At 71.3% G+C, this 11,840-nt stretch carries 10 protein-coding genes; 3 read left to right on the top strand and 7 right to left on the bottom strand.

The genetic code is table 11. The annotated features are described in order from the left end of the window. Positions 1 to 177 precede the first annotated feature (177 nt). Together ACZ5PP_RS01645 and orn are read right to left on the bottom strand one after the other, a co-directional pair. On the bottom strand, positions 178 to 339 hold the full coding sequence (locus ACZ5PP_RS01645) for a hypothetical protein (protein WP_287471665.1): 162 nt from the start codon (positions 337 to 339) through the stop codon (positions 178 to 180). Positions 340 to 355: 16 nt separating this feature from the next. Then, entirely contained in the window at positions 356 to 904 is a 549-nt protein-coding gene (orn, locus tag ACZ5PP_RS01640; RefSeq protein ID WP_004301277.1) for an oligoribonuclease, read from the bottom strand. A 185-nt stretch (positions 905 to 1,089) separates the two neighbouring features. On the opposite strand from orn, the gene ACZ5PP_RS01635 reads away from it, so the two are divergent. Next, the gene (locus tag ACZ5PP_RS01635) at positions 1,090 to 2,376 is read left to right on the top strand and encodes a M48 family metallopeptidase (RefSeq protein WP_287471668.1); all 1,287 of its coding nucleotides are present in this window, start codon (positions 1,090 to 1,092) and stop codon (positions 2,374 to 2,376) included. Positions 2,377 to 2,381: 5 nt separating this feature from the next. Beyond that, positions 2,382 to 3,326: a ribosome small subunit-dependent GTPase A gene (gene rsgA / locus ACZ5PP_RS01630; RefSeq protein WP_464826634.1), complete on the top strand. Its 945-nt coding sequence runs from the start codon at positions 2,382 to 2,384 to the stop codon at positions 3,324 to 3,326. A 33-nt stretch (positions 3,327 to 3,359) separates the two neighbouring features. Here the strand turns inward: rsgA and ACZ5PP_RS01625 are convergent, their stop codons facing one another. Then, positions 3,360 to 4,331, bottom strand: coding sequence for an alpha/beta fold hydrolase (locus ACZ5PP_RS01625; protein ID WP_012585306.1), 972 nt, complete (start codon positions 4,329 to 4,331; stop codon positions 3,360 to 3,362). Positions 4,332 to 4,413: 82 nt separating this feature from the next. Then, positions 4,414 to 6,861, bottom strand: a complete 2,448-nt coding sequence (locus ACZ5PP_RS01620) for a DNA internalization-related competence protein ComEC/Rec2 (RefSeq protein ID WP_464826633.1) — start codon at positions 6,859 to 6,861, stop codon at positions 4,414 to 4,416. Between the two features lie 170 nt (positions 6,862 to 7,031). Here ACZ5PP_RS01620 and ACZ5PP_RS01615 point away from each other — a divergent pair, with 170 nt between their 5' ends. After that, positions 7,032 to 7,568 carry a DUF2062 domain-containing protein gene (locus tag ACZ5PP_RS01615; RefSeq protein WP_004301288.1) on the top strand — a complete coding sequence of 179 codons (537 nt, stop codon included), beginning with the start codon at positions 7,032 to 7,034 and terminating at the stop codon, positions 7,566 to 7,568. A 123-nt stretch (positions 7,569 to 7,691) separates the two neighbouring features. On the opposite strand, the gene ACZ5PP_RS01610 is transcribed toward ACZ5PP_RS01615, so the two are convergent. From ACZ5PP_RS01610 to ACZ5PP_RS01600, 3 genes are all read right to left on the bottom strand, one after another. Next, positions 7,692 to 9,716 (bottom strand): methyl-accepting chemotaxis protein, encoded by a 2,025-nt coding sequence (locus tag ACZ5PP_RS01610; protein ID WP_012585304.1) that lies wholly within the window; start codon positions 9,714 to 9,716, stop codon positions 7,692 to 7,694. Positions 9,717 to 9,822: 106 nt separating this feature from the next. Next, positions 9,823 to 10,524 carry a lipoprotein-releasing ABC transporter ATP-binding protein LolD gene (lolD, locus tag ACZ5PP_RS01605; protein WP_004325086.1) on the bottom strand — a complete coding sequence of 234 codons (702 nt, stop codon included), beginning with the start codon at positions 10,522 to 10,524 and terminating at the stop codon, positions 9,823 to 9,825. Further along, a complete protein-coding gene (locus ACZ5PP_RS01600; protein ID WP_043742259.1) occupies positions 10,517 to 11,773 on the bottom strand; it encodes a lipoprotein-releasing ABC transporter permease subunit in 1,257 nt (418 codons plus the stop codon). The genes lolD and ACZ5PP_RS01600 overlap by 8 nt, the downstream gene beginning before the upstream one ends. Between the last annotated feature and the right edge of the window lie 67 nt (positions 11,774 to 11,840).

Here is an 11,840-nt window from a genome sequence, read left to right as displayed (position 1 = left end):
TCCTACCCGACGTCGAAGCCGCTTCACGCGCCGGTACCCGTCACCTTCCGGAACCCGTAACGCCTTGGCGCCGCGTCACCCCGGGGGCACCCTGTCGGTTTTCGTGGGAGCGACGCAAGTCGCGATCGGACGGTTCGGCTGCGACGGACGTCGAGGGCCAGCGCCTGCGCACGGCCCTCAGCCGTAGATCCTGCACATCCCCGGCAGCGATACCGGGTTGGTGAAATAGCCCAGCACGCTGAAGAACACCGACAGCAGCGCGAGCACGATCAGCCAGCGTCGGTGACGGCTCGCCCAGGCGACGAGGCCGCGGACCCGCCTGGCGGGACCGATCCTCATGACGCGCTCCTCGCGCTCAGTCCAGGCGCAGGAAGTGGTCGCGATAGTGGCGCAGCTCGGCGATCGACTCGTGGATGTCGGCGAGCGCGGTGTGGCTGCCCGCCTTCTTGACACCCGCGTAGATCTCCGGACGCCAGCGCCGCGCGAGCTCCTTGAGCGTGGACACGTCGAGGTTGCGGTAGTGGAACCAGGCCTCGAGTTCCGGCATCCAGCGCGCGAGGAACCTGCGGTCCTGGCACACCGAATTGCCGCACATCGGCGAGGTGCGCGCGGGCACGTGCGCGCGCAGGAAGGCCAGCACCTGCGCCTCGGCATCGGCCTCCGACATCGTGGAGGCGCGTACCCGGGCGGTGAGCCCGGACTTGCCATGGGTATTGCGGTTCCACTCGTCCATGCCGTCGAGCACGCTGTCGGGCTGATGCACGGCGATCACCGGCGCCTCGGCGATCACTTCGAGCGCCTCGTCGGTGAGCACGATCGCGATCTCGATGATGCGGTCACGATCGGGTTCGAGGCCGGTCATCTCCATGTCCAGCCATATCAGCGTCTTCGGGTCCTGTGCCATAATCCGTCCGCCCTTTTCCGGGGCCTTCCTGCGAAACAATGAGGGCGCGATTGTGTCATAGATCGCGTACGTTGCCGGCCTCGGCCAGCAGCGATCGCGCCAGCCTGTCACGGACAGCAGCGCATGGCCGGTCGGGTCGCACACCTGCCCGCAGCCCTACCTCCATCCACCGCCCGCGCTTCGCAATGACCGATCCCGCCCCATTCATGCTGTCGCCCTTCGGCCTGCCGCCTCTTTCCGTCCTGTTCCTGGCCTTCCTGGTCGCCGGTACCGTGCTCGGCCTCGGTCTGCTGCATCGCCACGCCCACCACGTGCGTCGCCATCGCGACGCGGTGCCGCAGCCCTTCGCCGGCTCGATCCCCCTGCATTCGCACCAGCGTGCCGCCGACTACACCGTCGCGCGCGCGCGCCTGTCCGCCTTCCACGCCGCGGCCAACGCCGGCTTCGTGCTCGCGCTCACGCTCGGCGGCGGGCTGCAGGCGGTGCACGACGCCTGGGCGGACGTGCTGCCCGCCGGCGGGCTCGCCCACGGCGTCGCGCTGCTCGCCAGCCTGGGCGTGCTCGGCTGGCTGTTCGAACTACCCTTCGCGCTGCTGCGCACCTTCGGGATCGAGAGGACCTTCGGCTTCAACCGCATGACGCCGCGCCTCTACCTCGCCGACACCGTGCGCGAGGCCGCGCTCGCCGCGCTGATCGGGCTGCCGCTGCTCGCCGCGGTGCTGTGGCTGACGCTGGCGACGGGCGCGCTGTGGTGGGCCTGGGTGTGGGCGTTCTGGCTCGGCTTCAACCTGCTCGCGATGGTGATCTGGCCGACCTTCATCGCGCCGCTGTTCAACAAGTTCACCCCGCTCGCCGACGCCACGCTGAAGGCGCGCGTCGAGGCCCTGCTCGCGCGCTGCGGCTTTCGCGCCAAGGGCCTGTTCGTGATGGACGGCTCGCGCCGCTCGGCACACGGCAACGCCTACTTCACCGGGCTGGGCGCGGCCAAGCGCATCGTGTTCTTCGACACCCTGCTCGACAAGCTCGATGCCGACGAGGTCGAGGCGGTGCTCGCGCACGAGCTCGGCCACTTCCACCACCGCCACCTGCTGCGCCGGCTGGCGGTGCTCGCCCCGGCCAGCCTGGGCGTGCTCGCCTTGCTCGGCTGGCTCGCCCAGCAGCCCTGGTTCTTCTCCGGGCTGGGCATGCAAAGCGCCGACCTGGCGAGCGCGCTCGCCCTGTTCACGCTGGTACTGCCGGTGTTCAGCTTCCCGCTCGCGCCGCTCGCGAGCCACTGGTCGCGCAAGCACGAGTTCGAGGCCGACGCCTACGCCGCCCGCCAGGCCGACGCCGGCAAGCTGGTGAGCGCGCTGGTCAAGCTCTACCGCGACAACGCCTCCACGCTGACGCCCGACCCGCTGTACTCGCGCTTCCACGACTCGCATCCGCCCGCCGCGCTGCGCATCGCGCGCCTGCAGGCGCTGCAACGGTGAGCGGCATGCGCAAGCGCACCCACGCCGGCGCGATCGCCGAAGCCCGCATCGACGGCGTGGTCGTGGCCGCCTTCGGCCGCCACTACGAGGTCGACACCGCGCGCGGGCGCCTGCAGTGCTATCCGCGCGGCAAGAAGAGCAGCTACGCCTGCGGCGACGAGGTCGAGCTCGTGCCCGGCGGCGACGGCCAGGGCGTGATCGAGACCCTGCATCCGCGCCGCAACCTGCTGTGGCGCTCGGACGCCTTCCGCGAGAAGCTGATCGCCTCCAACCTCAGCCATCTGGTGATCGTGGTCGCCACCGAGCCCGGTTTCTCCGACCTGCTGGTGTCGCGCTGCATCGCCGCGGCCGAGAGCCAGGGCATCGTGCCGCTGATCGTGCTCAACAAGGCCGACCTCGCCGCGCGCCTCGAGGCCGCCCGCCATCAGCTCGAGCCCTTCCGCAAGCTCGGCTACGAGGTCGTCGAGGTGTCCGCGCTGCAGGGCGCGGATGCGCTGCGCGCTCGCCTGGCCGGCCTGCAGGCGATCTTCGTGGGCCAGTCGGGCATGGGCAAATCGACCCTGACCAACGCTATCGTGCCGGAGGCCCAGGCCGCCACCCGCGAGATCTCGGACGCGCTCGACTCGGGCAAGCACACCACGACCTTCGCACGGCTGTACTACCTGCCGGTGACCGCCGACGAAGCCCGCGGCGGCTGGCTGATCGACAGCCCCGGCCTGCAGGTGTTCGGGCTCGCCCACCTGGCGGCGGAGGACCTCGCCGAGACCTTCGTCGAGCTGCGCCCGCACCTGGGGCGCTGCCGCTTCCGTGACTGCCGCCACGACAGCGAGCCGGGTTGCGCACTGCTCGGAGCACTCGAAGCCGGCGCCATCCACCCGCGGCGCTGGGAGCATTTCCGCGCCATCCGCAGCGAGATCGCCGAGGCGCGACGGCTCAATCCGGGCTGGTAGGCGACGCCCGCCCGACACGCCTGCACGCGCAACTCAGGCGCCGGCGAGCAGAAATTCCCGCACCGTGGCGATCTGCGCCGCATCCATCAGCATCGGCGCGTGCCCCACGCCGGGGAACTCCACCGTCTGCGCCCTCGGCCCGCGCGCGCCCATCGCCGCGAAGGTGGCCGGCTCCAGCAGGTCGGACTCTGCGCCGCGCAGCGCCAGGGTCGGGCAACGTATCGCTTCATATACCGGCCACAGGTCGATATCGACCGGCACCGGATTGAGCCGGAAGACTTCGCCCAGTCCGGGGTCGTACACCATCGCGTAGCCCCCTTCGGCGTCATCCATGCGACGCACCGAATATTCCGTGAGGTGGCGCCACTGCGCGTCGGTGAGCGCGCCGAAGGGCGCGCCGACCTCGCGGATGTAGGCCTCGGCCGCCGCGGGGTCGGCAAAGCGCGGCGCGCGTCCGACGTACTGGCCGATGCGACGCAGGGATGCTGCGGTGATCACCGGACCGACGTCGTTCAAGACCAGCCGGGTGATCGGCGTGCCGGCCAGGCTCGCGAGCAGCATGCCGATGATGCCGCCCATCGAGGTGCCGACCCAGTGCACCTCCTCGACGTCGAGGCGGGCGATCAGGGTGACCATATCGGCGACGTAGACCGGGAAGCCGTAGTCCGCCTTGTCCGTCAGCCAGTCGCTGCGCCCGCGCCCGACCACGTCCGGGCAGACGACGCGGTACTCGCCGGCGAGCGCGCGCGCGAGATCGTCGAAGTCGCGGCCGTTGCGGGTGAGACCGTGGACACAGACCAGCACGCGCCGATTCGTCGGCTCGCCCCATTCGGTGTAGGCCACGCGGTGCAGGCCGTGCGGCCCGCTGCACAGCACATGCCGGGCGCGCGGCTGGAGCAGCGGTTGCGCGGCGCGCACACGCTCCGGCTCCACCGCGGCACGCTCGGCCGGGGTCGTCGGTGCGGACGGGCTGAAGAACTTCTTGAGCGAATCGAGCAGGGACATGAGGGGCGGGCACTCGGAACGGGTTTCGGGTCGCTGCAAGTCTAGCCCGAAGCGGCGGATCCGGGACACAAGCCCGCCGCCCTCAGCGACCGTGCCAGTAGCGCGGCTGCATCTCGCGCTCGGCGTTCACCTGGACGCCCTCCTCCGGCGCCGCCGCGAAGTCGATCCGGATCGCACCCTGCGCATCGGTGCGCCAATTGCGTGCCCCTGCCTCCGCCCAGCGCGCCCACACCTCGGGGTGGGGATGGCCGAAGCTGTTGCGGCTGCCGGCGGAGTGGACCGCGTGTTCCGGGAGGGTCGCGTCGACGAAGGCGGCCGAGGACGACGAGCGGCTGCCATGGTGGGCGCTGACCACGACCGCGGCGGAAAGGCTTGCCGGTGGCTGGCGGGCGATCAGCTTGGCCTCGGCGGCGGTGCCGATGTCGCCGGTCAGCAGCAGCGCGCCGGCGGCGCCAACGACGCGCAGCACGCAGGAGGCGTCGTTGTCGTGCGGACTTGCGCCCGCGCCTGCCGGCTCCTCGCTCGGCGCGCGCACGGGCGCCGGATGCAGAATCTCGAAGCGCACGCCATCGCGCTCCCATGCGGGCACGCGTGCGCAGTCCGCAGGCTCGCGCCCGTGCGCCAGGCGGGCCGCCCAGGCTGCGCGTTCGCGCGCATGGACGGCCTGTCCGGCCAGCACCGTGCCCACCGGCAGGCCGGCGAGCAGCGAGGCCGCGCCACCCACATGATCGGAATCCGGATGCGACAGCACCACCCGATCCAGCCAGCGCACGCCGGCCGCGCGCAGCCAGGGCAGGACCACCCGCTCGCCGGCATCGGACTCGCTGCCGAAGGGTGGCCCGCTGTCGTAGAGGAGGTCATGCGCACGCGTCTGCACATGCACCGCGAGACCCTGGCCGACGTCCAGCACCCAGGCGCGGAAACCGCCCTCCTGCGGGCGCGCCGGCTGCCAGGACAGCAGCGCCGCGAGCAATGCCGGTGCCGCCAACCGCCCCGGGCTTGCGCGCGGCAGCAGCAGGATCGCCACGGCGGCGAGCGCACCGCCGAAAAGCCACGGCGGCGGCGCCGCGCGCTCGATCATCGCCCTCTCGAGCGCTGCAAGCGGCGCAAGGAAATCCATCATCCACCCCGCGGCGAAGTCGGCCGGCACGAGCAGCAAGGGGATCGGCCAGGGAATCGCGAGCAGCACCAGCGGCGTGACGACGAAGCTCACCAGCGGAATCGCCACCAGGTTGGCAAGCGGCGACAGCAACGGAACCGCCTGGAACTGCGCAAGCAGCAGCGGCACCAGCGCGAAGCTGATCGCGAGCTGCACGCGCAGCGCGGCGCGCCAGCCGGCCGACGGTGCGACACGGCCGCCGAGCACGGCGAGGATCACCGCCACCGCACCAAAGGACAGCCAGAAGCCGGCCGACAGCACCGCCCAGGGATCGACCACCAGCACCACGAGCAATGCAATCGCGAGTACGCGCGAGGGCGGTATGCGCCGCCCGCCGATCAGCGCCAGCGCGCCCACCAGCAGCATCAGCCAGGCGCGCAGCACCGGAACGCCCATGCCGGCCAGCAAGGCATAGGCGGTGGCCCCGGCCAGCCCGCCGAGCGCGTGCACCTGCTGCACCGGAACACGCAGCACCAGCGCCGGCTGCCGGCGCCACGCCGCGCCGGCGAGACCGCCGCAGAACATCGCCACCAGCGCCACGTGCAGGCCCGAGATGGACACCAGGTGGGCGACGCCGGTGCGGCGGAAGATCTCCCACTGCCCGGCATCGATGCCTTGTTGATCGCCGACCGCGAGCGCCACCAACAGGCCGGCGTGCGCCCCGTCGGGCAGGGCGGCGAGGATGCGCTCGCGCACCGTCGCGCGCACGCGATGGACGTGCTGCATCCAGGTGGCGGGAAGCTCGTCTAGGAGCCGCCCCGTCCCCCGCACGCTGCCAGTGGCGCGGACCCCGCGCTCGAGCAACCAGGCCTCGTAGTCGAAGCCGGAGGGATTGGCGAAACCGTGGGGCCGCCACAGACGCACGGTCAGCGCCCAGCGCTCGCCCGGACGGGGCATCGCCAGCGGCAGGGGGCTCGCGGAATCGGCCTCGGCGTCGAGCTTGGCCTCGACAGCGGTGCGTTCGGGACGCCAGGCCAGCTGCACGAGTCCCGGCACGCCGGGCGTGTCGGGCTCGACCGCGAAGTCGAAGCGCCAGCCGGACCCGCTCGCGCGTGGCAGCCCGGCCACCCTGCCCCGCAGCTGCAACTCGACACCGTCGAGGGTGCCGGCGAGCTCGTCGCTCAGCCGGACCTCGGCCCGCCACGCCGCCCAGCCCGCGCCGGCGGCGAGCGCACCGAGTGCGGCCAGGGCGATGGGGATCCAGCGCCCAGCCCGAGCCGCCGACCCGCGGCCCCACGCCAACACCAACGCCAGCCGCAAGCCGAGCGCAGCGACGAGGCCGAGCGCCGCCGCGGCCACGACGCCATCGAGCGCAGCCGACCGCTGGACGAGGACGGTGCCGGCGAGGAAGGCGAGAGCGATGATGCGCATGGCATCGAGTATGCCTGAGGCATTCCCGGAAGGGCGGGCGCCGTGATCGCCGGCCGCCATCCCGCCCTCGACGGACGATCGCGACCCGGGCCGCCGCGTCGAGGATGGCCGCGCATGCCACGACGCGATGGGCCGGGCTCCTGCTAGACTCGCCCACGCGGACCTGAACCATGCGCAAGCTCTTCAAACGCTTCCTCCCCGACCACCGCAGCGTCAGCGAGAACCGCTGGCTGCGGCCGTTCGCGTCCACCTTGCTGCATCCGCGCCTGTGGCACCTGAACCGCCATTCGGCGGCCGGGGCGGTGGCGGTGGGAATGTTCTGCGGCCTCATTCCCGGCCCCTTCCAGATGCCGAGCGCGGCGCTGTTTTGCGTGCTCTTCAGGGTCAACCTGCCGCTGGCGCTGATCACCACGCTCTACAGCAACCCGCTCACCATCGTCCCCCTCTACGTCGCGGCATTCGCGATCGGGAGCCTGATGTCGGGAAATGGTGCAGTCGCGTTCATCCCGCCGCCGGACTTCGCCGGCTTCGATCCACTGCAGTGGGCGGCCGACCTCGCAGCCTGGGCGGGCGAGCTGGGCCGCCCGCTGGTGGTCGGCCTGATCGTGCTCGCGGCAAGCCTGTCGATGGTGTCGTATCTGGCGGTGCGCTGGGGCTGGCGGCTGTGGCTGATCCGCCAGTGGCGGCAGAGACGGCAACGGCGATAAGCGGGCGCAGCGTCCGGTCCGCAAGATTCGAGCCCTGCGCGCGGCACGGCCTTCGCATCGCCGCAGGGCTCATGGAGAATCGATCGCGGCACCGCTGCGATCGCAGCGGGCACCGCGAACACTTCAGACGCGGAAGCGGCTGGCCTGCTCGCGCAGGGTCCCGGCGAGCTGCTCCAGCGTCTCGGCGGTGGCCGCGGTCTCGCGCACGGTCACGCTGTTGTGCTCGGTCATGTCGGCGATGCGCTCGATGTTGCGCGCGATGTCGTTGCTCGCCAGGCTCTGCTCGTGCAGGGCGGTGGAGATCTCGCGCACCGCGGTGAGCACCTGGTCGGCGCCCGCGCTGATCTGCGCCATCGAGGAGCCGGCGCGGTTGCTCATCTCCACGCCGTCGCGCACGCGCTGCACGCCCTGCTGCATGGTGTCGACCGCGCGCTCGGTGCCCTGCTGGATCGCCGCCACCATGCCGCCGATCTCGCGCGTGGCGAGCGAGGTGCGCTCGGCGAGCTTGCGCACCTCGTCGGCCACCACCGCGAAGCCGCGCCCGGTCTCGCCCGCACGGGCGGCCTCGATCGCGGCGTTGAGCGCGAGCAGGTTGGTCTGGTCGGCGATGTCGCGGATCGAGTCGACGATCGCGTTGATCTGGCGCGACTTCTCGCCGAGCTCGCGGATGGCCTCGCTCGACAGATCCACCGCCTCGGCGATGCGCTCCATCTCGGCCACCGACTGCTCCATGACCGAGCGCCCCTCCTGCGAGAGCCGGCCCGAATCCTCGGCAAGCTGCTGCGCGGTCGAGGCGTGGTGGGCGATGCCGTCGACCCCGCGCGTCATCTCCTCGACCGCTGCGGCCACGCTGGAGGCAGCGTCGCTCTGCGTCTCGGAGCCCTCCAGCACGCGACGCGCGGAGGCCGACATCTCGGTGGCGGCGCCGCCGACGTGGGCGGCACCGGTCTGGATGTCGCGGATGAGGCCGGCGACGTGATCGGCCATCGAATTGAACTGGCGCGCCACCTCGGCGAGCTCGTCGCGCGCCGAGAACTGCACGCGGCTGCGATAGTCGCCCGCGGCGAAGCCCTGCGCGCCGGCCGAGAGCTCGCGCACCGAGCGCACGATGGCGAGATAGATGCCGATGAAGAGATAGCCTGCGAGCAGCATGCCGACCGCCGAAATCGCCACCTGGGTCTGCAGGCGCTGGTTCAGGCGGTCGCGGCGCGCCTCGAGCAGGCGGCCGACCTCGGGGCGCAGCACCTGGTCGAAGTTGCGTACCGCGGTGTCGATCGCGCCGGTGACCAGTTCGAAGAAGGCCGCCGAGCTCAGGCCGAAGCGCTGGTCGAGAAGCTCCTTCCCCGTAGCCTCACGCACCCGCGCGACACCCTCGGAGATTTCGCGGCCCATGCCGTCGACGCTAGCGGCGAGGCTGGCGTTGGCCGCCGCGGTGCGGCGCAGGCGCTCCAGCACCGCAGACTCGGCGCGGCCGATCTCGGCGAGCAGCGCGACCAGGGCGTGCTCGTCGCTGCGCGCAAGCTCGCGGCGGGCGCTCAGCGCCGTGCCACGGGCACGCAGTTGACCGAGCCGCTCGCTGAGTTCAGGCAGCGCGCCGAGCAGCGGCGCGAGCAGGTTGGAACTCGCCGGCTCGGGGTCGAGCGACAGCCCGGAGGCGTCGCCGAGCTCGCCGAGCCAGCGCATGAGTCCGGCGATCGTCTCGGTGTGCAGGCGGAAATTCTCCGCGCCTGCCATGGAGAGCCCGCTGTCGGCGAGGCGTACCAGCGCCGCCCGCTGCATCTGCCAGCCCGCGCGCAAGCCCGACCAGCCGGCATCGCCGTCGATTGCCGCGTCGAGTGCGCCGAGCGCGGCACGCAACTCCGCCGCCTTCGCCTCGCGCTTGGGCGCCAGCTCGCTGCTGCCCCCCAGCACACCGGCGGACAGGCCGCGGTGCTGCTGCGTCTTGAGGATCACGCCGAAGCCCGCGTCGAACAGCTGCAGACCGGCGATCTCGCGTTCGGTCACGCGGATCTCTTCGCGCAGGCTGGTGAAGATCTGCGCGAGCAGGATCACCGAGGCGACGGCACAGACGAGGATGATGAGCCCGAACTTGAGCGGATAGCTCAGGCGGTCGAGCAGGCGGACGGCAGGCTGGAAGAGGATTTTCATGGCTCGATTCCCGGCGCGGGGCCGGACAGGATGGTCTTCGAGCCTGTATACGGTCGTTTCCGGTAGAACTTGACCCATCCCGGGGCGTTGCCGCGGGATTTTTTCCTCAAGCGCCGAGCCGGCCGTCCACCAGGCGGAGCGTGCGTTGCGCGCGCGCGGCCAGGGTCTCGTCGTGGGTGACGATGACGAAGCTGGTCGCCAGGCGCTCGTTGAGCGAAAGCATGAGATCGAACACCGCACCGGCTGTGCGGCGGTCGAGGTTGCCGGTGGGCTCGTCTGCGAGCACGCAGGCGGGCTGCGTGACGAGCGCGCGCGCGATCGCGGCGCGCTGGCGTTCGCCGCCGGAGAGCTCGCCCGGAGCGTGGTCGAGGCGATGGCCGAGGCCGACCTCGCGCAGCATCTGCGCGGCACGCTCGTCCGCCTCGGCACGCGCGACGCGGCGGATGTAGAGCGGCATCGCGACGTTCTCGAGCGCCGAGAACTCCGGCAGCAGGTGATGGAACTGATACACGAAGCCGAGCGAGGCGTTGCGCAGGCGTCCGCGCGCGGCCTCCGACATGGTCGAGAAGTCCTGCCCCATCAACCGCACCCTGCCCGCGCTGGGCACGTCGAGTCCGCCGAGCAGGTGCATCAGGGTGCTCTTGCCCGAGCCGGACGAGCCCACGATCGCGACGCGCTCGCCACGCCGCACCTCGAGCTCGACGCCGTCGAGCACGCGCACCGCCTCCGCGCCCTCGCGAAACTGTTTGGACAGCCCGGTGCAGGCGACGACCACGGGTTGCGCGCCGGTATCCAGGGTTTCATTCATAGCGCAGCGCCTCCGCAGGATTCACCTTCGAGGCGCGCCAGCTCGGGTAGAGCGCGGCCACCAGGGTCAGCACGAAGGAAACGGTGACGATGGTGCTCACGTCCGAGCCCAGGACCTTCGAAGGCAGCTCGTTGATGTAATAGATTTCCTTGTTCCACAGCGTCGCCCCGGTGAGCGTCTCGAGCGCGGGGATCACCACGTCGAGGTTGTGCGCGATCGCCAGCCCGCCGGCCACGCCCGCGGCCAGGCCCACCAGGCCGATCACCGAGCCCTGCAGCACGAAGATCGCCATGATCGAGACCGGGCTCGCGCCCAGCGTGCGCAGGATGGCGATGTCGGCGTACTTCTCCTGCACCGCCATCACCAGCGTGGAGACGATGTTGAAGGCTGCGACCGCCACGATCAGGAAGAGGATCAGCGTCATCATGGTCTTCTCGAGCGCGACCGCGCGGAAGAAGTTGGCGTGGCTGCGCGTCCAGTCGGCGACGACCAAACCCGGCTCGCTGATCGTCATCGCCAGCTCGCGCGCCACCCGCGGCGCGGCGAAGAGGTCGTCGAGCTTCAGGCGCACGCCGCTCACCGCGTCGCCCAGCCGGTACAGCGCCTGGGCGTCGGCGATGTGCACGAGCGCGAGGCTGGAGTCGTACTCGTACATGCCGGCCTCGAAGATGCCCACCACCTCGAACTGCTTGACGCGCGGCAGCACCGCCGCCGGCGTCACCAGGCCCTGCGGCGCGATCAGCGTGACCTTATCGCCCAGGCGCACGCGCAGCGCGGCGGCGAGGTCGCGTCCGAGCACGATGCCGAAGCGGCCCGCCTGCAGTGCATCGAAGCTGCCGGCCTGCATGTAGCGGCCGAAATCGGCGACCTTGTCCTCCGCGGACGGGATCACCCCGCGCACCAGCGTTCCGCGCACGCCCTCGTCGAAGGAGAGCATGCCCTGCTCCTGCACGTAGGGCGCCGCGGCGCGCACCGAGGGGTTGCGCAGCGACTCGTCGGCGACCTGCTGCCAGGCCATGAGCCCGCCCTCCGGGCTCTGCACCTGCACGTGCGAGGCGACACCGAGGATGCGGGTGCGCAACTCCTCCTGGAAGCCGTTCATCACCGAAAGCACCACGATCAGCGCCGCGACGCCCAGCGCGATGCCGAACATCGATACCAGGGAGATGAAGGAGATGAAGCGGTTGCGCCCCTGGGCGCGCTTGCGCGAGCGGGTGTAGCGCAGGCCGACGAGGATTTCGTATGGCATTGCTTGCTGTCGACGATGGCCGGGAAGGACAAGGGCGGCATTGTGCCCGCTGGCGGTCGCGCGCGCG

The sequence above is a fragment of the Thauera sp. DNT-1 genome (assembly GCF_055393985.1).
Note: the sequence above shows the minus strand (reverse complement) of the source record. Positions and strands in the feature narration are given on the sequence as shown.

Coding starts and splice junctions, on each gene's coding strand:
- ACZ5PP_RS01635 (WP_287471668.1), top strand. CDS start 1,090: ATGACCGATCCCGCCCCATTCATGCTGTCGCCCTTCGGCCTGCCGCCT.
- orn (WP_004301277.1), bottom strand. CDS start 904: ATGGCACAGGACCCGAAGACGCTGATATGGCTGGACATGGAGATGACC.
- rsgA (WP_464826634.1), top strand. CDS start 2,382: ATGCGCAAGCGCACCCACGCCGGCGCGATCGCCGAAGCCCGCATCGAC.
- ACZ5PP_RS01625 (WP_012585306.1), bottom strand. CDS start 4,331: ATGTCCCTGCTCGATTCGCTCAAGAAGTTCTTCAGCCCGTCCGCACCG.
- ACZ5PP_RS01600 (WP_043742259.1), bottom strand. CDS start 11,773: ATGCCATACGAAATCCTCGTCGGCCTGCGCTACACCCGCTCGCGCAAG.
- ACZ5PP_RS01615 (WP_004301288.1), top strand. CDS start 7,032: ATGCGCAAGCTCTTCAAACGCTTCCTCCCCGACCACCGCAGCGTCAGC.
- ACZ5PP_RS01610 (WP_012585304.1), bottom strand. CDS start 9,716: ATGAAAATCCTCTTCCAGCCTGCCGTCCGCCTGCTCGACCGCCTGAGC.
- ACZ5PP_RS01620 (WP_464826633.1), bottom strand. CDS start 6,861: ATGCGCATCATCGCTCTCGCCTTCCTCGCCGGCACCGTCCTCGTCCAG.
- lolD (WP_004325086.1), bottom strand. CDS start 10,524: ATGAATGAAACCCTGGATACCGGCGCGCAACCCGTGGTCGTCGCCTGC.
- ACZ5PP_RS01645 (WP_287471665.1), bottom strand. CDS start 339: ATGAGGATCGGTCCCGCCAGGCGGGTCCGCGGCCTCGTCGCCTGGGCG.